21 protein-coding genes are annotated in these 18,068 nt (G+C 56.8%); 7 read left to right on the top strand and 14 right to left on the bottom strand.

What is annotated here, in order from left to right; all coding sequences use genetic code 11:
- Positions 1-8 precede the first annotated feature (8 nt).
- The 4 genes from SK34_RS20160 to SK34_RS20145 all read left to right on the top strand — a co-directional run bounded on the left by SK34_RS20160 (position 9) and on the right by SK34_RS20145 (position 5,270).
- The gene (locus tag SK34_RS20160; RefSeq protein ID WP_048234044.1) at positions 9-2,510 is read left to right on the top strand and encodes a fimbria/pilus outer membrane usher protein; all 2,502 of its coding nucleotides are present in this window, start codon (positions 9-11) and stop codon (positions 2,508-2,510) included.
- Complete coding sequence (locus tag SK34_RS20155; RefSeq protein WP_053064290.1) at positions 2,507-3,514, top strand: fimbrial protein; 1,008 nt, start codon at positions 2,507-2,509, stop codon at positions 3,512-3,514. Before SK34_RS20160 ends, SK34_RS20155 begins: the two co-directional genes overlap by 4 nt.
- Before the next feature lie 18 nt (positions 3,515-3,532).
- Positions 3,533-4,480 (top strand): fimbrial protein, encoded by a 948-nt coding sequence (locus SK34_RS20150; RefSeq protein WP_048234043.1) that lies wholly within the window; start codon positions 3,533-3,535, stop codon positions 4,478-4,480.
- Positions 4,481-4,556: 76 nt separating this feature from the next.
- Positions 4,557-5,270, top strand: a complete 714-nt coding sequence (locus SK34_RS20145; RefSeq protein WP_231588760.1) for a class I SAM-dependent methyltransferase — start codon at positions 4,557-4,559, stop codon at positions 5,268-5,270.
- Here SK34_RS20145 and SK34_RS20140 read toward each other — a convergent pair whose 3' ends face one another.
- The 4 genes from SK34_RS20140 to SK34_RS20125 all read right to left on the bottom strand — a co-directional run bounded on the left by SK34_RS20140 (position 5,271) and on the right by SK34_RS20125 (position 8,292).
- A complete protein-coding gene (locus SK34_RS20140; RefSeq protein ID WP_048234042.1) occupies positions 5,271-6,050 on the bottom strand; it encodes a creatininase family protein in 780 nt (259 codons plus the stop codon). It lies immediately after the preceding gene.
- Positions 6,028-7,386: an amino acid permease gene (locus tag SK34_RS20135; protein ID WP_048234041.1), complete on the bottom strand. Its 1,359-nt coding sequence runs from the start codon at positions 7,384-7,386 to the stop codon at positions 6,028-6,030. Before SK34_RS20135 ends, SK34_RS20140 begins: the two co-directional genes overlap by 23 nt.
- A gap of 41 nt (positions 7,387-7,427) precedes the next feature.
- A complete protein-coding gene (locus tag SK34_RS20130; protein WP_048234040.1) occupies positions 7,428-7,802 on the bottom strand; it encodes a PTS glucitol/sorbitol transporter subunit IIA in 375 nt (124 codons plus the stop codon).
- 217 nt (positions 7,803-8,019) lie between these two features.
- Positions 8,020-8,292 (bottom strand): helix-turn-helix domain-containing protein, encoded by a 273-nt coding sequence (locus SK34_RS20125; RefSeq protein ID WP_032942230.1) that lies wholly within the window; start codon positions 8,290-8,292, stop codon positions 8,020-8,022.
- A gap of 76 nt (positions 8,293-8,368) precedes the next feature.
- Between SK34_RS20125 and SK34_RS25115 the strand changes: the two genes are divergently transcribed.
- The 3 genes from SK34_RS25115 to SK34_RS20110 all read left to right on the top strand — a co-directional run bounded on the left by SK34_RS25115 (position 8,369) and on the right by SK34_RS20110 (position 9,769).
- On the top strand, positions 8,369-8,713 hold the full coding sequence (locus SK34_RS25115; RefSeq protein ID WP_048234038.1) for a helix-turn-helix domain-containing protein: 345 nt from the start codon (positions 8,369-8,371) through the stop codon (positions 8,711-8,713).
- Positions 8,714-8,796: 83 nt separating this feature from the next.
- The gene (locus SK34_RS20115; protein ID WP_048234036.1) at positions 8,797-9,117 is read left to right on the top strand and encodes a helix-turn-helix domain-containing protein; all 321 of its coding nucleotides are present in this window, start codon (positions 8,797-8,799) and stop codon (positions 9,115-9,117) included.
- Positions 9,098-9,769, top strand: a complete 672-nt coding sequence (locus SK34_RS20110; protein ID WP_053064289.1) for a DUF2971 domain-containing protein — start codon at positions 9,098-9,100, stop codon at positions 9,767-9,769. The genes SK34_RS20115 and SK34_RS20110 overlap by 20 nt, the downstream gene beginning before the upstream one ends.
- Before the next feature lie 31 nt (positions 9,770-9,800).
- Here SK34_RS20110 and SK34_RS20105 read toward each other — a convergent pair whose 3' ends face one another.
- From SK34_RS20105 to SK34_RS20060, 10 genes are all read right to left on the bottom strand, one after another.
- Complete coding sequence (locus SK34_RS20105; protein ID WP_048234034.1) at positions 9,801-12,455, bottom strand: conjugative transfer ATPase; 2,655 nt, start codon at positions 12,453-12,455, stop codon at positions 9,801-9,803.
- Positions 12,452-12,811: a TIGR03751 family conjugal transfer lipoprotein gene (locus SK34_RS20100; protein ID WP_048234032.1), complete on the bottom strand. Its 360-nt coding sequence runs from the start codon at positions 12,809-12,811 to the stop codon at positions 12,452-12,454. Before SK34_RS20100 ends, SK34_RS20105 begins: the two co-directional genes overlap by 4 nt.
- The gene (locus tag SK34_RS20095) at positions 12,808-14,103 is read right to left on the bottom strand and encodes a TIGR03752 family integrating conjugative element protein (RefSeq protein ID WP_048234030.1); all 1,296 of its coding nucleotides are present in this window, start codon (positions 14,101-14,103) and stop codon (positions 12,808-12,810) included. Before SK34_RS20095 ends, SK34_RS20100 begins: the two co-directional genes overlap by 4 nt.
- Positions 14,100-14,867 carry a TIGR03749 family integrating conjugative element protein gene (locus SK34_RS20090; protein WP_048234028.1) on the bottom strand — a complete coding sequence of 256 codons (768 nt, stop codon included), beginning with the start codon at positions 14,865-14,867 and terminating at the stop codon, positions 14,100-14,102. Before SK34_RS20090 ends, SK34_RS20095 begins: the two co-directional genes overlap by 4 nt.
- Complete coding sequence (locus tag SK34_RS20085; RefSeq protein WP_048234026.1) at positions 14,864-15,523, bottom strand: PFL_4703 family integrating conjugative element protein; 660 nt, start codon at positions 15,521-15,523, stop codon at positions 14,864-14,866. The genes SK34_RS20090 and SK34_RS20085 overlap by 4 nt, the downstream gene beginning before the upstream one ends.
- The gene (locus SK34_RS20080) at positions 15,520-15,873 is read right to left on the bottom strand and encodes a TIGR03750 family conjugal transfer protein (protein WP_048234023.1); all 354 of its coding nucleotides are present in this window, start codon (positions 15,871-15,873) and stop codon (positions 15,520-15,522) included. The genes SK34_RS20085 and SK34_RS20080 overlap by 4 nt, the downstream gene beginning before the upstream one ends.
- A 1-nt stretch (position 15,874) precedes the next feature.
- Entirely contained in the window at positions 15,875-16,192 is a 318-nt protein-coding gene (locus SK34_RS20075) for a TIGR03745 family integrating conjugative element membrane protein (RefSeq protein ID WP_012737286.1), read from the bottom strand.
- 9 nt (positions 16,193-16,201) lie between these two features.
- A complete protein-coding gene (locus tag SK34_RS20070) occupies positions 16,202-16,435 on the bottom strand; it encodes a TIGR03758 family integrating conjugative element protein (RefSeq protein ID WP_048234021.1) in 234 nt (77 codons plus the stop codon).
- On the bottom strand, positions 16,428-16,736 hold the full coding sequence (locus SK34_RS20065) for an integrative conjugative element protein, RAQPRD family (RefSeq protein ID WP_048234019.1): 309 nt from the start codon (positions 16,734-16,736) through the stop codon (positions 16,428-16,430). Before SK34_RS20065 ends, SK34_RS20070 begins: the two co-directional genes overlap by 8 nt.
- Positions 16,737-17,059: 323 nt before the next feature.
- Positions 17,060-17,923, bottom strand: coding sequence for a hypothetical protein (locus SK34_RS20060; protein ID WP_231588759.1), 864 nt, complete (start codon positions 17,921-17,923; stop codon positions 17,060-17,062).
- Positions 17,924-18,068: the final 145 nt, after the last annotated feature.

The following is an 18,068-nucleotide window of genomic DNA, read 5'->3' as shown; positions in this document are numbered from 1 at the left end:
AGGACGTGATGAAGAACCCGATGCCACGTCTGATGATATTCCTGCTGACGCTGCTTCTGTCCGGCTATTTACGTAATGCCGGGGCCCGCGAGGTGTTTAACTCCCACGCGCTGGAAATCGATAACCCTGGCCAGCCGGTGGCGGATTTGTCGGCCTTTGCCGAGTCCGACGGCCAGCTTCCCGGCACCTACCGGGTGGCGGTCTATGTGAACGGTGAAAAGCAGGGCGAAGCGCAGGACATCGCCTTTGTCGCCGGGCCTGATAAAAAGCTCACCGCGCAGCTAACGCCCGCGATGCTGAAAGCCTGGGGCGTGAAAACCGACGTCTTCCCGGCGTTGGCGGCACTGCCGCCGGATAAGCCGCTGGGCGACATTGGCCGCTACATTCCGATGGCCGCTACCGATCTGCGCTTCAGTAAACTCCAGCTTAACGTCAGCATTCCGCAGGCAGCGATGAATGCCAGCGCCCGCGGCTGGGTGGACCCGTCCGAGTGGGACGAAGGCGTGCCAGCCGCGCTGGTCAACTACAACCTCAGCGGCAGCAATACCTGGCGCGACGGGGAAAACGGTTCGGACGATAACTACTACGCCAACCTGCAAAGCGGGCTGAACCTGGGGGCGTGGCGGCTGCGTAACTACTCGACCTGGAACTATGACGGGGACAACGGCAGCCACTGGGATTCGGTGAACACCTACCTTCAGCGGGATATCCAGCGCCTGAAGGGACAACTGACGCTCGGCGACAGCTATACGCCGTCGGATATCTTCGACAGCGTGCAGTTTCGCGGCGCGCAACTCGCTTCTGACGACAACATGCTGCCGGACAGCCTGCGTGGGTTCGCCCCGGTCATCCGTGGCATCGCCCAGTCCAACGCCCAGGTGACCATCAAACAGAACGGCTACATCATCTACCAGAGCTATGTTGCGCCGGGCGCGTTCACCATCAGCGACCTCTATCCGACTTCGGGCAGCGGCGACCTGGAAGTGACCATCAAAGAGGCCGACGGCAGCGAGCGCACCTTCGTCCAGCCGTTCTCGGCGGTACCGATCATGCAGCGCGAAGGCCGACTCAAATACGCCCTCACCGCCGGGAAATACCGCAGCGGCAACGAGGACAGCGACGAACCGGAGTTCGGTCAGGTCACGGCGATTTACGGCCTGCCACATGCCATTACCGTCTACGGCGGTACGCTCTATTCTGAGGATTACCAGTCCGGCGCGGCGGGGCTCGGTTTTGGCCTCGGGGAGTTCGGATCGCTTTCTGCCGATATCACCGCTGCCCACACCACGCTCAATAACGACGACAGCCACAACGGGCAGTCATATAGGGTGCAATATTCGAAGGATTTTCAGGCCACCGACACCAGCTTCACGCTGGCGGCGTACCGCTACTCCACCGCCGGGTTTTACACCTTCCAGGAAGCGAACGACCTGCGTGTGGACAGCGATGACAGCTGGCGGATGACGTACAACAAACGCCAGCGCCTTCAGTTGGACCTCAGCCAGAGCATCGGCAGCTACGGCTCGTTCTTTGTCTCCGGCTACCAGCAGGATTACTGGCAGGAAGACGGCTATGAACGCACATTAAGCACAGGCTGGAATGGCAACATCGACGGTATCAGCTACAGCGTGACGTACAGCTACAGCGACTACCCGGACAGCACGCAGCCTGCTGACCAGCAGCTGGCGTTCAATATCCAGGTGCCGCTCAGCCGCTTTATGCCGAATGCCTGGGCGAGCTACAGCGTCAACACCGCGAAACACGGCGACACCCGCCAGCAGGTGGGGCTGAATGGCACGGCGCTGGCTGACAACAACCTCAGCTACAGCCTCCAGCAGAGCTACACCAACCACGGTGAAGGCGGCTCCGGCAATATCAGCGCTGACTACAAAGGCGGGCAGGGGGAGATCACCGGCGGCTACAACTATGACGACGACACGCAGCAGGTCAACTACGGCCTGAAGGGCGGCATCGTCGTGCATCCGCACGGCATCACGCTGTCCCAGCCGCTCGGCCAGTCGCTGGCGATTGTCAACGCGCCCGGCGCGGAGGATGCGAAGGTGCAGAACAACACCGGGGTCTATACCGACTGGCGCGGCTACGCGGTGGTGCCGTACGTCAACCCGTACAAGAAAAACCGTATCGCGCTTGACACCAGTACGCTCGGCGACGAGGTGGATATCGACACCGCCGTGCAGACGGTGACGCCAACGCAGGGCGCGGTGGTGATGGCGGACTTCAACACCCACGTCGGGCGGCGCGTGCTGATGACGTTGCTGTATCGCGGACTGCCGGTGCCGTTTGGCGCACAGGCGAAGCTGAAAGACGGCGGCAGTGGGATTGTCGGCGATGACGGCCAGGTGTACCTGACGGGGGTGCCGGAGGAAGGGGATATCACGGTGAACTGGAACGGGGCGCAGCAGTGCGTGGTGCATTACCGGTTGCCGGAACAGCAAAACCTGCCACCGGTCATCACGGTGGCACAGGATTGCCAGGAGGCCGCGAAATGACGTTATGGCGCGGAATGATCCTGCTGGTGAGTCTGGCCTTCAGTCAGGCTTCCTGGGCGCTGTGCTCAATAACGGGGAGCTTCTCAATAAGCCCCGGCACGGTCGTGGTCCAGCGGGACGCGGTGGTGGGGCAGCCCATCAGCGACTGGCTGATGTCAAACCAGGGCGTGGCCTATCAGGACTGTAATTTTGACAGCACCCCACAGTACGCCATTAATGCGGGTATCAAAAATACGGGCGCGAAGGCCAGTATCACCTGGAACGGGGAGGCAGTGTTCAAAACCAATGTACCAGGTGTGGGGTATGTGTTTGAAGGCCGGACCTCTGTGGACAGTAACCCGTTACCGGAAAACTGGACCGGCATTGCCAGCGGGCAGTCACAGGTGTTCACCCTCCAGATTAGCCACAGCGCTGGTTACCATCCCTCGATTAATGACCAGGCGCGGATCCGCCTGATCAAAACCGGTGATATTACTCCCGGTGCGCTGAGTGGCTCACCCGGACGTTTTATTGCCGGTACCCGGGAGAACGCACAGTGGTCAAATGAACTTCCCATCACCTTTTCCGGGGGACAAATCACCACGATCGCCTGCTCGGTCACATCACCGGACGTGATTGAGGTATCGCTGGGCCAGCATAAAAAATCTGAGTTCTCTGGACCGGGTTCGTCCACCGGATGGAAGGCGTTCAATATCGGCCTGGACTGCGACAAAAGTGCCCGCATAAACGTCCAGATAGATGCCGCACAGGATCCGTCTACTGTCGCAGGCGTGATGAAGCTGGACAGCGCGCCAGGCGATATGACCGCCACCGGGGTGGGCGTGCAACTGTACTTTGCGCCGGATGACAGCGCCGTGCAGTTCGGCCAGAGCCGGTATTACTACACCTCGCCGAATGGCGGCTCCGAGACGGTGCAGCTTAAAGCGAGGTACTACCAGACCACAGCAGCGATAACGGCGGGGATGGCTAACGCCACGGCGACCTTCACGCTGACCTATAAATGATCCTGCCGGAGCCATGAGATGAGAAACGTCATTCTGTTCTTTTTACTGCTGATGGCTGTGCCTGATGTCGCGATGGCAAGCTGCTCGTTTACCGGCGGCGTGACGTCCGAACTGGCGGGATACCTGAACTTTGGCAACGTCACCGTCCAGCGGGATGCGCCAGTGGGGAGCGTGCTGGCCACCGATGTTACTGGGGCTTACAACAACGGCAACGCTATCGCCGGATGTACGCGTGAAGCCTGGACCGCGCGCTGGGAACTGACCCAATGGGGCACCCTGAGCGGCTATGGTAGCGGCGTTTACAACACCAACCTGCCGGGCGTCGGGCTGCGGCTGAGCACCGCCTCATCGGGTAAAGTTCTGCCTTATGAAAGTAGTTACCCCTATAACGCCGGGGGCTCCTGGGCCTCCATTCCCGGCGATGGTATCAAAGGTGAGCTTATCAAAACCGGGAATATCACCAGCGGCACGTTAACCAACGGCGTGCTGGCCAGGGCGTCGGTGGTAAACCGGTTTTACTTTGCCAACGTCACGCTGAACGGAACCAACACGGTGAAATCTGAAGCCTGTAGCGTCACCACGCCGTCTGTTGACGTCCCCATGAGGGATCACGATAAAAGTGAATTCAGCGGGGCGGGATCAACAACCGACTGGGTGAGCTTCGATATCGGCCTGAACTGCGATGTGGGTGCGCGAATTAACGTGCGTATTGATGCCGCGGCGGATGCGTCTGCGGGTTCGCAAGGCGTTATGCAGCTTGATAGCGGTGGCGCATCCGGCGTGGGGATCCAGCTGCACTACCGCCCGGATGATGCCGTCGTCCAGTATGGCCAGGAGCGATTTTACTGGCAGTCGGTGTATGGCGACGAGATTGTTCAGCTTAAGGCGCGGTACTACCAGACGGCAGGAACGATAACGCCGGGTGCGGCAAACGGCACGGCGACGTTTACGTTGACGTATAAATAGCCCCGGATTCTGGGCTGATACGCTTTATTAAGGAGAGCAGTAGTGCAACAGTTCAATAAGAATGCCGGTGCTTACGATGCTGTTCGTGGAAAAAATCACCTACCCGGAAGCGCTTTACTTTTCTCTGGCCGAGCGGGCACCTGCTCATGGTGCCGCGCTGGATATTGGATGTGGCAACGGCGTATCAACCGGGCGACTGAGCACGTGGTTTCGCCATGTCGAGGGCTGTGACCAGGGTGATGCCCTGATTGAGCGGGCGCGGGTAAATTACCCCGGCCTGCTGTTTTCGGTATCTCCAGCCGAGAGCTTTTCTCCGCAACGGCGATTTGACCTGGTGACCAGCGCTACTTCATTTTACTGGATGGATCGAACGCGGGTGCTGGCGAACCTGCGCGACTGGCTGAACCCCGGTGGGGTGTTTTGCGCGTATAAATATGACTTTCCGGTGGTATATGGGCAATTGCGGGATTTTATTGAAACAGAGCTGGCAGACCGCTGGCATTATTACCGCGATCCACGCTTGCTCCAGTATGACAATACGCTGGAACTGATGCAGGCTTGTGGTCATCTGGTGGACTGTCAAAGGGAGGTGTTCAGTAACATTCTTTTCCTGACCCCACTGGAGATTGCGCAATTTTTTCTGTCCACCAGCTATGTTACGCGGTGCATTAAAGTCGAAGGCGGTAAAGATTATGCCGCCCGGTTTACGGAAGCGGTTTGCGAGCTTGAGCCCACGGAAGTGGTGGCGGTAAATTTTGATATTCATGCTTTTACCGCCACGCTTCGTTGATTACCTGTCCGGGGCACACCGCCAGTCCGCCGCATCCAGCTTACTTAGCAACGCACAGAGCACATCCACCAGGCAGGCGAGGATCCGCTCGCCTTTTTCTGCCGAGGCGCAGCGCGGATCGCCGGTCGTGCCGGTGGTGCTGATTTCCCCGATATCCCAGATCCGGCTCACGCCATAATCGGCGAACACCTCCGTAGGGATCTGTTTCTGCGCATATTTCAGTTCCACCAGTTCCGGGAGCAGCGCCATCATGACAGACGTTTCTCCCTCGCCGCCGTGTCCGAGCCCGGTGTTATCCCATGAGTCAAAAAATCCCTTCCCGAGATGATGTCCCACCAGATCCCACCACGCCGGAACCACCACAATCGCTGCCTGCGGGTGTTGTGCCTTCACGTTATGGGCGGCGATCTCGATTGCCGGGATATTGCCGTCGTGGCCGTTAATCACCAGCATCCTGCGGATGCCGTGGTGCAACAGGCTGGTGAAGATATCTTCCGCCAGCGCGATATTCGTTTCATAGCGCAGGGTGATGGCCAGCGGATGGGCGTTGTAGTGAACGGAAGTGCCGAACGGCGTGCAGGGCAGCACAAGGGTATTGTCTACCCGCTGCGCCACCCGGCAGGCGACCACTTCCGGGACAAACATATCGGGGCCGAGCGGCAGGTGATCGGCGTGATTCTCACAACTGCCGAAACTGACGATGGCGGTGAGTTCCTTGCCGGACTGCAACAGTTCGCGGATTTCCCGGCCCGTCAGTTCATTGAGCATGACTTTTTTCATCGGACAGTCTCCTGTTTTTTCGGACGATAAAGAAATAGTACGCGCTGGCGAGGGCCAGCCAGACCAGGACGGTGACCAGGGTGATGCCGCCGCCGTCGGTAAAAAATTGCCCGGCCATGATCAGCGCAATCAGCCCCACGGTGAGCGGCTGGATGTAGCGGGCGGCCGGAGCCCTGTACTTCAGCGTTCCGTCGTGCAGCGCAATCCGGTGCAGGGTCGGCTGGCTTAAGGCAATCATCAGCCAGGTGAACAGGAAGCCGAACCCGGAAATCCCGGCGAGGATGACATACGCATCCGGCGAGAGGATGGCGATAATGACGCCGGTAAACAGCACCAGGCTGCTGGCAAGGATGGCGTTATCAGGCGTTTTGTGCGTCGGGTGCAGGCGGGCAAACCAGCCAGGGAAATAGCCGTCGGACGCCATGGCGTGCAGCATCCGCGAGGTGGCGTAAACGCCCGTATCAATGCAGGAGAGCGCGGCGGTCAGCACCACAAAGTTCATAATGTGCCGCGCCATGTCGCCACCGAGAATGCCGGACGCCTCCACATACGGACTGCTGCTGACACCCGCCTGTTGCCAGGGAAGAACGAGCAGCAGGACGGTCAGCGAGCCAACGTACAGCAGCAGGATCCGTACCACGGTGCCGCGCAGCGTGCGGGGAATATCGCGCTGCGGGTTCTCACTTTCGCCCGCGGCGGTGCCAATGGCTTCTGTGCCGCCGAAGGAGAAAATCACCATCAGCATCGCACCGAGAAAACCGGGCAGCCCGCCCGCAAAAAAGCGGCCGTTGTCGGTCAGGTTAGCGGCGCTGGCGGGTGAGGCGTCATCCAGCCCGAGGCTGTAGCAGCCCGCGACGATAAAGGCCAGTAGCGCCACCACTTTTACCAGGCTCAGCCAGAACTCCACTTCACCGAAAAAATGGACGCCGACCATGTTGATGGCGGTCAGCGACGAGGCGATCACCAGGCAGAACAGCCAGACGGGGACGCCGGGGAACCACATGTTCAGGAAGGTGCCTGCGGCAATGGCTTCCGACGCCGGACCAATCAGGAAGGCCAGCCAGTAGGTCCAGCCGGTGATAAAGCCACACCACGGGCCAAAGGCGGTGCGGGCATAAGTTTCAAAGGAGCCGGAGACGGGTCTGGAGACCGCCATTTCGGCGAGCAGCAGCATAATGAACAGAGTGATGACGCCGCCGATAAGGTAGGCCAGCACCACCGACGGGCCGGTGCGGGCGATGGCCGCGCCTGCGCCGAGGAAAAATCCAGCGCCAATCACGCCGCCCACGGAAATCATCGTCAGGTGGCGGGCTTTCAGGCTTCTGTTGAGTTTCATAGTGTCTTCTCTTGTCGTTGTGGACGGATTCAGGGCAGTGCTTATGGCCGCCCCTCCTCAATCAGCAGGTCGCCGTACAGGTCACGAAGCTTAGGGATTGGGCCGGAGAGATGAACGGCCCCCGCGTGGCAGGCGTTCAGGCTGCCGTTAAACACCATGGTCAGGTGGCCGAGTTCAAACAGCGACTGCTGCGCCGCTTTACCTACGGCGGTTACCAGGTAGTCATGGCTTGCCAGCAGCAGCCGATCGCCGGGCAGGATCAGCAGGTTGTCTTCCCGGAATGAGGGGTCCAGCGACAGGGAATAATCGAGGCAATCTTTCGGACCGTTGCTGTCGAAGGTGATGAGCGTTCTGTCGGCCAGTCCGTCAGCGACAAACAGCCCGATGGCGGCAATGTGCGCGCAGTAGGTCATCATGGCTCGTTCTCCCGTTTACTGGGCATGAGAGTACGGCCCGGTGCGGATGAGAAGGCGTGGAGCCTGAAGCTGTGAATAAAGCCTTCAGTCCGGGAGGCCGGGTGACGGTGGCCTCCGGTGGTAAGAGCGATGGGGCTTGGGTGTGGTTCGGTGTGCATAAACAACTCTCCTGTCAGGCGTGTTGGTTAATGCGTCCTGCCACTCACAGCGCGGGTCGTTATGTCCCGGAGTTTTCTGTTGTTGTCATGAGGTGAAGCGGTTTTCTGGGTTCGCGTTTGGTGGTGTTGAGGTAGCGCTCCGGCCAGATTACTGACGGATGCACGTCAAGTGCGACGGCAATCAGCCACTCGCCTTTCGGCCACGGTCGATTGAGAACATTCGCCAGCGTGGACGACGCCAGTCCCGCTTCCCGCGAGAGCTTCGCCATACTGGTGCCGCGCTTGTGTAAGGCGGCAATGATGTCGGCGGGGTGCCAGTCTTTTTTAGTCATTCCGTTTACCTCTATAATCCTGATGCTACGTTTTTCGTAGTATCTAAGTCATTAAAAAACTACGAATCTCGTAGTTATGCAAAAAAGACTCAGACAACGGGATGTTTTCATCCGTCGATTAAAAGAAGCCCGACAGCGCTTAGACATTTCTCAGACTGCTGTGGGGATTGCTGCGGCTGTAGATCCTTCTGTTGCAAGCACCCGTTTCAATCGCTACGAGAAAGGTGTTCATGAGCCTGATATGGAAACTGCTGCACGGATAGCTGATGTGCTGAATGTTCCCCTACCATGGTTGTTCGCTTCGGATGAGAATCTTGCTGAACTGATTCTCAACTTCGCTGCCCTCTCTCCTGATGCGCAACTTCAGTTGCTGGAAACGTCCCGCCAGATGGTAGGTATCTCCCCTGAAGATGATGTTTAAGATACAGCCTCTTTTAACCTGTTACTGTGATACTACGTTAATCGTAGTATCGGCAGCAAGTAAAAACTACGATTCTCGTAGTTATGAATACAAGTAACCATTACAACGATATTTTTTGCCGTCGCCTGAAGCAGGCTCGACTGGCAAGTGGGCTTTCACAAAAACGTCTGGGAATCGCAGCAGGGATTGATGAATTTGTCGCCAGTACGCGCATCAATAGGTATGAAAAGGGTGTACATGAACCGGGTACGGAAATTGTGCAGAAACTGGCCGAGGTTTTGCAAGTGCCGTTGGCTTACTTTTATGCTGAAGATGATGATTTGGCGGAGTTGATGTTAGTTTTCCTGCAAATGAATAAGCATGAGCGCGAGGATATATTGAAATATGCAAAAGGGAAGTTCTAAATTAAAAAATACAATGAGGGTTTATTACCTTACCAGTGCAGAATATGCAATTAGTAATATTGCGCTTAATAGACTAAAAATATCAAGGTATCAGGAATTAAATGATCCTTTTGAATTGATTGCCGCCGATTTGAGTGATAGAAAAATCAGGCGAGAGATTCGTGCCATAAAAAAAGAAATTGAACAGCGACAGGGAATAATTTGCTTTAGCAAAAGCTGGAGTAATCCACTGTTATGGGGGCATTATGCTGATAAACATAGAGGCATCGCTCTTGGTTTTGATATTCCAAGGTCAATGCTACATGAGGTGGATTATAAAAAGGGATTGTCCCCTATAACTATCGATAATTGTAAAGATAAAGCATACATAGAGAAACTATCATTAACGAAGTTTGAACAATGGGAATACGAAGCTGAACGCAGGTTACATATTGATCTGAGAGAGTTAAATGATGAGGCTGGTTTATATTTTGAATCATTCTCTGATTCTCTTAAGTTAAAACAAGTTATTCTTGGGGTAAAATGTAACATCCCACTTTCGTCAGTGCGAAATTTATTCAAAGGAAAAAATGAGGCTGTGGATGTTATCAAGGCAAGAATTGCATATAAAAACTTCAGAATAGTGCCAAATCTTACAGTTACCAACAAGTAATTATAATTATAACCTTCGTCGATTTTACTGTTTATGAGCAGTGGGGGATAAATTTTGAAACTACCAATCTCATAGCCGCCTCTACCTCACTACACCCCGTCTCCTTCATAATCCGCATCCGTTCCGCCTTCTCATGCTTTTCGGTCATCGCCAGCGCCAGATACAGGGCTGGCGGCACTACCCGAAACAGCGCTTCAACGCGCGGTGACAGCACCACGCCTTCTGTATACTGCCCCGGTGATTTCACTGCTGAGCGCAATAGTTGTCGTTGTTCTTCGGTCAGTGCTTTAAACCGGCACACCTGATCGATCTCCTCCGGCGGCATTACCAGCAACTCCCACCACTCGATCATATTGAGCAGTTTCTTCGCCTCATCAGGAAAATCCGCCAGGTTCTGCGTCGCCAGCCACAGCCAGATCCCGAGCTTACGCCACATCTTCGAGCCCTTGGTCAGGAACCGCGCCAGCAGTGGATTAACGGTGATGATATGCGCCTCATCGGTGATGTTAACGATGGGACGCGCCAGATGCTGGTCGCGCTCGCCGAGGTTGTTGATATGGTTAATCAGCGAGATATAACTGATGGCAAGCTGCGCTTCGTAGCCTTCGCGAGCGAAGGTGGCGAGGTCAACCAGCGTGATATCCGCCTCCGGCCACATTGTGCCTTCGCGGTTGAAGAGTTCGCCTTCAAACCCGGCGCAGAACAGGTTGATGGATTCCGCCATCTCATACGCCCGCTGGCGGCGGGCTGCCGGCAGGCTGGCATCTTTTGAAAGACCAAACAACGCGTCACGGATATCCTGGGTCAGCGTCTGGCGTTTTTCCTCGTAGCAGGTATGTGCGGCGGCGATAATCGCCTGGCGGATCATCGCCCGGTCTGGCCGGGTGAGGCGCGCATCTTCTTTCGCCTCGCCGCCGGTGATCATCAGCCGGGCGGTGATCTCCATCTCGCCCAGCACGTCGCGCTGGTCGTCGCCATCGCTCTCTTCGTCCTCCGGCGGTTCGGCGTCGGTAACCACCTGTTCCACCAGTCGCCACGCGTCGGCGAACAGGGGCAGGGTGACGCCGGAGCCTGGGCGCAGGCTGATTTTATTCACCGTCAGGCCATGGGTGGCGGCGTAGTCGGCCATCAGGCCAAATGAGTTTCCGGCTTCGATGATAAACAGGCGCGGGCGGTGCAGCGCCATCAGTTGCGCGATTTTGGCATTGAGGCTGGCGGATTTCCCCGCTCCGGTCGGGCCGAGCAACAGCAGATGGCCGTTCTGGGCACGATCCAGCTTATTCAGCGGATCGAAGCACAGTGGCGCGCCGCCGCGATTGAAGTAGCAAATCCCCGGATGTCCGGTGCCGGTTTCCCGCCCGTACACTGGCAGCAGCCCGGCGATATGTTGGACGAAGTTGAGGCGGATATACAGCCCACGCGGATCGTGCAGGGGATCGAAACACATTGGCAGCCAGCGTAGCCAGTGGCTGAGTGGGGCGACTTCGTGTTGCTCCTGCACTGGCACCAGTCCGGCGTTGAGCAACAGGCTGTGTAGCTGGCGCTGCTGGCGAAAAAGGGCATCGGTATCGGGTGCGTGCAGATAAAACGCCAGCGTGCTGCGGTAGAGCTTATGGCCATCCTTCAGGTAGCTGCGTACCTCGTGGCAGTCGCGGCGGGTGTATTCCGAATCGGTATTGTCGCCAATCGCCCGGTCGGAGAGATGGCTGATGTGCTGTTCCAGCTTGTCCTGCGGATACACCACCACCGTCAGGTTCATTATGGTCCCCGATGGCAGCAGATCAAACAGGGCGTTGATGCCATTGCCGCGCGAGGTCTCTCCGGTCAGCAGGCCGGGTGGTGGCGCTTTGCGCAGGCGGTCAACGACGACCACTTTATGCGGACGGTTATCCAGCCACCAGACGCCGTTCTCCGCATCCGAGCGGGGTTCGCTCGTCAGCAGGCGTTCGGCGAAGTCGGTGAAAACGGGCAGGGATTCTTCTTCCGGTAAATCCAGTTGTCGCCAGAAGGTTTTTTTATCTTCAACGGGCGGCACAGGGTTAAACCAGCGCACCAGCCAGCGGTGAATGTCCTGCTCATTCTGGCGGACAGCGCTGATACCCGCCGCTTTCAGCCCGGCTGTGAGGCGTTCGCAGATATGGTTCAGCGTCTCTTCCGGTGATGGTTCATCCGGCAAAGGCGCGGGCAGCCAGCGGTAGACCACCATCCGCGTGCGCCGCCACGTCGCCCGCCAGCGGGTACGGGTCACGGTGTTATCGAAAAACAGCCCCTCGTCGCGGGTGAGGGCGGCCATATGCTTTGCCATCTGCGCCAGCCATTCGCGGGTAAAGGCGGAGCCGCGGATTTCCGGTGCGGCGTAAGCCGCCAGCGATTCCAGCCAGGCTTCGCTGTCGTCCTCATCCTGGCAGAAAAACTGTACCACCCACGGCGCGCGCTCGTGTTCATCAAAGGTATCCTGCAATGCGTCAGTGACGGTATCACGGACCTGTTCGAGAAAGGCCGTCGAGCGGCCTTCGGTGCCAACGGGATTTAGCTCAAATACGGCACCTACCGAGCGGCCATCCTCCAGCAGTAGCGTCTGTGACTTCGGTAAAAATTCCACCCACGGCAGCCAGTCCACAAACGACGGGCCTTTGCGGTAGCTGGTATTCAGCGCCTGTTCGGTCAGGCCGCGACGTTCATTCATGGCGGAGTCAGGCGTTCGCCCGGCAATGCATACTGCGGGCGGGTATAGAAGGGGAAGACGGTGCTGTAGCCGGGCACCGGCGTGTTGCCATTGAGGTGTGGGAAAACGTACAACACCATATCCGGGTTGGGCAGACGCGGAAACTGGCTGCGGATAGTGTCTGCCTCAGGCTGCGCCACCGGACCATCCGGCGGGCGGCGTAGCTGGGCGCGGGCATCCAGCAGAGCCGCGTTGCCGCCGCTTTGCTGCTGCCACAGCGAGAGCATGCTGGCATCGGGGGCGACCGGCATCAGTTCTTCCTGCGAGGTGCTGCATCCGGCCAGCAAAAACAGCAACATCAATATAGCGCGTATCATTCCAGTCCCCCCGGTGTGCTGGCCTGCTGGTATTTCACTTTGCGGCCTTCCGGCTCGTAGTCGATAGTCAGCAGTTCGGTGAGATGCACCGCCACCTTGTGGCCTGGAGGCACGTACACCGCATCGAACATTTGGCCGTAGTGCTGTTTCATCCAGTCGGCGGTCTCTTTTAATCCGCCGCCGATGGCCTGGCCGAGCACGTACTGACCGTTGTTGCCCGTCACTGCGCTGGTGATGCTGCCGTCCTCCACCACGGTGGTGCTTTCGCCATTGGCGAAGGCCTGCGCCGCCGCGCCGGAACCCGCCAGCAGGAACTGCGAGGTCAGGTACTCCTTCGCGTTGCTTTTGCGCTCGCCGGGAATACACGGCAGCCCCTGGTTATCCGAGAGCCAGCCGATCTCCTGCTGTTTGTTGCCGGATTTGCCGCCCTGTGGGACGGTGCGGATGGTGCCGTCGTGAAACACAAAGGTTATGGAGGTGATTTGCCCGCGCACGCAGGAGAGCGTCCAGTCGCCCGAGGCGATGCCGGAGACCACCGCACCCGCCACGTCCGGCAGTTCGATGCCGTTGGCGGTGAGGTTATCCTCACCAATCAGCAACTTGAACGGATAGGGATCGCTGACGGTGCCATTAAGCGGCACGCGGCCAATCAGCGCCGTCATGGCGACCGATCCGGTCAGCGTGGCATTCTGCGGGAGGGTATAGACCTTCACGTCAGGTTTTGGCGGCGGTTTGTTGGCTGCTTTCAGGGGGACGCGCAGCAGCTTTTCATCCATGGGCGGAGGTGCATCCAGCGGCTCCAGCCAGCGGATATCCGGCTGTACGTCGGCGGGCAGTTCACCGGGCGTCAGCCCCAGACCGGGCGGGATATCGTCCGGGCGCTTAGCCATCAGACGGTCGAGCTTATCCAGCAATCCCCGCTGGCTTTTCAGTAGCTCGTCGCGCATCTGGTCCTGCTGCCTGCGCATATCCCCGCGTAGCTCCGATACCAGCGTCGCCTGCTGCGCTTTCAGGCGCTTCTCGCGGTCCTGCTGGCTTTCGTTATCGTTCTGGATTGTCTGAAGCTCCCGGCGGTACTGCTTCATCTGACCGACCAGCGTGGCGACAGTATCGGCAGGCGTGTCGCCGTCAATACCCAGATCTCGCAGTTCCTGCGGCGTTAATGCTGCCACGCTGCGGGACGGGGATTTCTCCTGCGTGTTTTTGCTGGCCGGGCGCAGCAGCAGCCATATCGTTACCAGCACAATGACGGGCAGCAGGACTTTCAGCAGAATGCTCTGGCGCGGCATCATGGTTTTGGCTCCGGCAGCAGGGCGCGGGAAACCGGGCCTTCTGTCACCAGATACACCACGGTGGTGTCCTCCGCCAGTCCGCGCGGGCCAAGCCAGTCATGCTGGAACGCGGCGGCGGTGAACTGCCCCTGAAGTTCGCGCGGATCGAGCGTGATGCGCTGTCCGCTCTGGTTTTGCAGGCGGATGGCGGTGACGGTGGTGGCATTGACCTGCCATGACGCCAGCGGGATGGCGGTAACCGGCTGCTGTGGTAATAAGGTGGTGATGCGTTTCGCCAGCCGGACGGGGGCAGGCGTGATGCCGGGCAGGGCTTCGACGGTGCGCAGCGGCGCATACAGGTTCTGCGCGGCATAGCGCACCAGCAGAACGGGCAGAGGCTCGGTTGATGTTGTCACTGGGACGGACGTTTTTGCTGTGGCAGGCGTCAGCGGCGTATAGCTGATTTGCACGGGTTCAAGTGGCGAAGTGCTTTGGGTGGCCTGAATATCCAGCAGGATCAGTTCACCGCTGCCAGTATCACGTAGCTGGATTCGGGTAACCGGAAACGCCACATTCGCCAGCAGGAAGACCTTACCGCCCGCACTTTGCAGACGCACTTTGCCTTCCAGCGTGGCGGGATAGCCGATGCGCACCGCTTTCCCCACGTCGACAATCCGCTCCTGCCCGATATGCAGCGTGACGGGCAGCGGGATGTTTTCCCACTGCACCACTTCTGTGGCGAAGACCGGGAAACTGAACAATAAAGCAAAGAGGACCGGCTTCATGGTTTCTCCTCCGCCACCAGACGCTGCGGCGCGGCGTCGGTACAGTCGATTGCCAGCCCCCACGGGTTTTTCTCCGCATCAATGGCGTAACGCACCACCTGCAACGGGTAGCGCACCAGTGCTTTTTTCACCGGCTCGTTCTGGTAATACTCCTCAACCGCTACATCAAGTGTCACCCGCCAGGCATCCCGGCTTAAGGTCTCGACGCGGGGGAAGGGGCGTTTATCGCCGTCATGCACCAGGCTGCTGTAGCCGTGGCCGGGCAGTTCATACACGCCGCGCGTGCGCTCGTGCAGTTCACCGCCATTGCGTCGTACCTGAAAATCGTGCTCCAGCCGGGTGTAACAGGCGGGCGTCAGGTAGGCGCGCAGCGAGCGGAGATTGCGGGAATAGTCCTCCTCGCCGTTATCCGGCCAGCGGTTAAGCTGCTGGAAAATATAAAAGGTGAAGGCGTAGACGCTGGCGGGCGGCACCTCCCACCACGGACGAGTGCTGCCGCTGCGCAGATCCGGTGGGAACCAGAGGGTGAGCTTTTGCGGCGCGCTGTACCAGCCGTAGCCGACGCCCGCCAGGCACAGGCACAGCAGAACAATCACCGCCCGCAGCGTCAGGATATGGTTATCGCGCTCGGCCAGCGCGTGGCGAAAGCGGCTCATCGCGGACTCCTGCGCACTACCCATACGGCGCTGTGCTGGACCAGTTGTGCGCCCCGGAAGTGATGGCGCTCCAGCCAGGCGAGGATCGCCTGTGGCAGCCAGCTGTCGGGCTTACCGCGTTTCGCGCGGGCCAGAATTCGCCCACCACCCTGAATCAGTAATGCCGCACCTGCCAGTGCCGAACCGGGGATCAACGGCCAGTAGTGGGTTATCAGGGCTAGCATTATGCCGAACGCGCAACCGCCGCCAAGACCGAGAGCCAGCGCCAGAAACAGCTCGCTGGTGGTCAGGCCGCGCCAAACCACGGGCTCGCGGTTGAGGCGGTCGGGGAGAAAGGGGATGGTCGCCATATTACAGGACGTCCGAAGCCTGGTTGAGCAGCCAGATGATGATCACCAGCAGTATGCTGCCGACGCCCGCCATCGAGCCCAGATCTTTCCACTGCTTGCGCCCGCTCTGGATCTCCGAGTAGGTAGCAATGCAGTTGTTCGCCACCACCAGAAAACCGACGGCGCAGATGGCCAGCGCCAGCAGTACCACGATGTCAAATCCGTAGTTTTGCAGTGTCTCCATAATGCCCTGACCCTGGCCGCGTGAGGGATCTTCCATCGTCGGCAGGTCGGCGAGGGCGTTAAATGTGGCGAACAGCAGTAACAGAAGCCAGCGCATGATGCCTCCTCAGCTCAGTACCAGCCAGAAACTGACCAGCACCAGTAACAGCGAACGGGCCGCCACCGCGCCAAAGCTCTGCCAGCTCAGGCGCTGGCGGCAAACTCCCTGCCAGGCGACCAGCAGTGTCCAGGCGCACCACAGCAGCATGACGCTGGTAAACAGGCCGATTATGAGCAGGCTGACGGTCTCCGGTTTGCTCAGGCTGGCGGCCTGGAAGGCGGCGAGTTGGGAGTCAGTCATCGGGGTTCTCCCGCTGGTAGCTGGTGCTCAGGGGCTGAACGGTACGCGGCTGCGCTCTCGTTGGGGCAAGATAGCGGCGGATGCCCTGTTCAACGGTGGAGATGTCCTGCTGCGCCTGTAAGTAGTCGAAGAAGTAGCGCGACTGTGGGTCAGTGCTGGCGCTGGTCCGGGCGCGTTCCAGCGAGGTTTTCACGCCGTCGAGTTGTTTCAGTGCGAGAGCGAGTTGGGTCGATTCTGAGGTGGCCCAGGCCTGCGGCCCTATTGGCAAAACCAGTAACAGAAATATTGAGCTGCTGCGCATGACAACTTTCTCCAAAAGTGTATTCGGCAGGGTAGATGAGAGTTGATAGAAGGAGCAGTGAAGAAATGGTTGTGCTTGATGAAAAATTTGGGTGGGGTATGGGGATAGTTTCGGTATTTACCCCCTTACAGATATAAAATTTGCGTTAGGTATTGGCTTAGAAATGTTCTGTCAGTGTTTTGTGTTAGAACAAGCTTAAATCTAATATTCTGCAACGGGCGAAGAACGGACGCGAATGACATCTTTTCATGTCCGTGATAAGAGATTCGTGCCCAGTCATTATATACACATATATCATATGACTTTCCTTGCAGTGTTTTCTTTTACAACATTGGGACCTCTATAGCTGATTTCATATATTCAGCGTTAACACCAGTTTGGATTGCGATTCCTGCCATCGGAATATAGCCATTCATGTCATCGATTAAATCTCTAAATGCGTCATACAAGCATTTATTTACAATGTTTTGCAATGCTCTCTCGTCTATCAAATTAAGAGGTATGTCACATATCAATAAGTATGGAGTGCCTATTCTGTTTAAGATGTTATCTGTCTTAAGGCCGAGTTCAGCAAGATTTTTTGCTATGCATTGAACATATTCACTACCTGATTCTATATAGCTAGAGCAATCTGCTGATACAGGTATGTGTTTATTTAAAACGAGGTTAACACCACTTTCATTTCCATCAAACCTTGCCTGTTTATATCTTTTTGATTTAATTAAAGCAGCTTGGAATATTTCATTGGTCATGTTTGGTTCATGTTCAATAAATAATTTTTTTGCAAATTCTTCTAATTCCTCGGGGTTAAATGATTTTATGCCTTGAGATAAAAATGAATCAATGTTTTGAGTTCTTGTTCCGTGATAGCATCGGATGTATTTGAATGTGCTAAAAATCCTCTCTTTAAGGATAATTGGTATATTATGGTATTGGGTGTTTGAGATTCTACAGAGATCATGAATCCAAGTGAAATCATCAGAATAAAAATTATCCATATCAGAATTTATAAATAAATTAATAGCATCTTGGCTTATCAGGTCCTTAATCATATCCCATACCATGCAAACATTTCGACTATGGTCTTCATAATACCAAACATTATTTTCATCTATATTGAAGCCTGGATGCGAAAATAACTTATTAATATCTATTCTTGGATTGTATTGCATGGTTAACTTGTCCATAAAATGAAAATTACTATAGCACTATTATGTTTTGATTGTGAGTGGTACTGTCTATTTATATGTAACTATTTTATCTTTTTATTAAAAGAGCTTGGGATGTTTTCTGTGAACTAACACGTTTTTATGCCTGCTAGTACAAACCTGT

The organism is Citrobacter sp. MGH104, from assembly GCF_001034485.1.
Lineage (GTDB): Bacteria > Pseudomonadota > Gammaproteobacteria > Enterobacterales > Enterobacteriaceae > Citrobacter > Citrobacter freundii.
Note: the sequence above shows the minus strand (reverse complement) of the source record. Positions and strands in the feature narration are given on the sequence as shown.

Bases quoted from the DNA above. Each gene is read 5' to 3' on its own strand.
- SK34_RS20110 (WP_053064289.1), top strand. From the start codon at position 9,098: ATGCAAAAGGGAAGTTCTAAATTAAAAAATACAATGAGGGTTTATTAC.
- SK34_RS20115 (WP_048234036.1), top strand. From the start codon at position 8,797: ATGAATACAAGTAACCATTACAACGATATTTTTTGCCGTCGCCTGAAG.
- SK34_RS20135 (WP_048234041.1), bottom strand. From the start codon at position 7,386: ATGAAACTCAACAGAAGCCTGAAAGCCCGCCACCTGACGATGATTTCC.
- SK34_RS20140 (WP_048234042.1), bottom strand. From the start codon at position 6,050: ATGAAAAAAGTCATGCTCAATGAACTGACGGGCCGGGAAATCCGCGAA.
- SK34_RS25115 (WP_048234038.1), top strand. From the start codon at position 8,369: ATGCAAAAAAGACTCAGACAACGGGATGTTTTCATCCGTCGATTAAAA.
- SK34_RS20155 (WP_053064290.1), top strand. From the start codon at position 2,507: ATGACGTTATGGCGCGGAATGATCCTGCTGGTGAGTCTGGCCTTCAGT.
- SK34_RS20130 (WP_048234040.1), bottom strand. From the start codon at position 7,802: ATGATGACCTACTGCGCGCACATTGCCGCCATCGGGCTGTTTGTCGCT.
- SK34_RS20060 (WP_231588759.1), bottom strand. From the start codon at position 17,923: ATGGACAAGTTAACCATGCAATACAATCCAAGAATAGATATTAATAAG.
- SK34_RS20090 (WP_048234028.1), bottom strand. From the start codon at position 14,867: ATGAAGCCGGTCCTCTTTGCTTTATTGTTCAGTTTCCCGGTCTTCGCC.
- SK34_RS20145 (WP_231588760.1), top strand. From the start codon at position 4,557: ATGCTGTTCGTGGAAAAAATCACCTACCCGGAAGCGCTTTACTTTTCT.
- SK34_RS20150 (WP_048234043.1), top strand. From the start codon at position 3,533: ATGAGAAACGTCATTCTGTTCTTTTTACTGCTGATGGCTGTGCCTGAT.
- SK34_RS20100 (WP_048234032.1), bottom strand. From the start codon at position 12,811: ATGATACGCGCTATATTGATGTTGCTGTTTTTGCTGGCCGGATGCAGC.
- SK34_RS20075 (WP_012737286.1), bottom strand. From the start codon at position 16,192: ATGCGCTGGCTTCTGTTACTGCTGTTCGCCACATTTAACGCCCTCGCC.
- SK34_RS20125 (WP_032942230.1), bottom strand. From the start codon at position 8,292: ATGACTAAAAAAGACTGGCACCCCGCCGACATCATTGCCGCCTTACAC.
- SK34_RS20085 (WP_048234026.1), bottom strand. From the start codon at position 15,523: ATGAGCCGCTTTCGCCACGCGCTGGCCGAGCGCGATAACCATATCCTG.
- SK34_RS20095 (WP_048234030.1), bottom strand. From the start codon at position 14,103: ATGATGCCGCGCCAGAGCATTCTGCTGAAAGTCCTGCTGCCCGTCATT.
- SK34_RS20105 (WP_048234034.1), bottom strand. From the start codon at position 12,455: ATGAATGAACGTCGCGGCCTGACCGAACAGGCGCTGAATACCAGCTAC.
- SK34_RS20070 (WP_048234021.1), bottom strand. From the start codon at position 16,435: ATGACTGACTCCCAACTCGCCGCCTTCCAGGCCGCCAGCCTGAGCAAA.
- SK34_RS20065 (WP_048234019.1), bottom strand. From the start codon at position 16,736: ATGCGCAGCAGCTCAATATTTCTGTTACTGGTTTTGCCAATAGGGCCG.
- SK34_RS20160 (WP_048234044.1), top strand. From the start codon at position 9: ATGAAGAACCCGATGCCACGTCTGATGATATTCCTGCTGACGCTGCTT.
- SK34_RS20080 (WP_048234023.1), bottom strand. From the start codon at position 15,873: ATGGCGACCATCCCCTTTCTCCCCGACCGCCTCAACCGCGAGCCCGTG.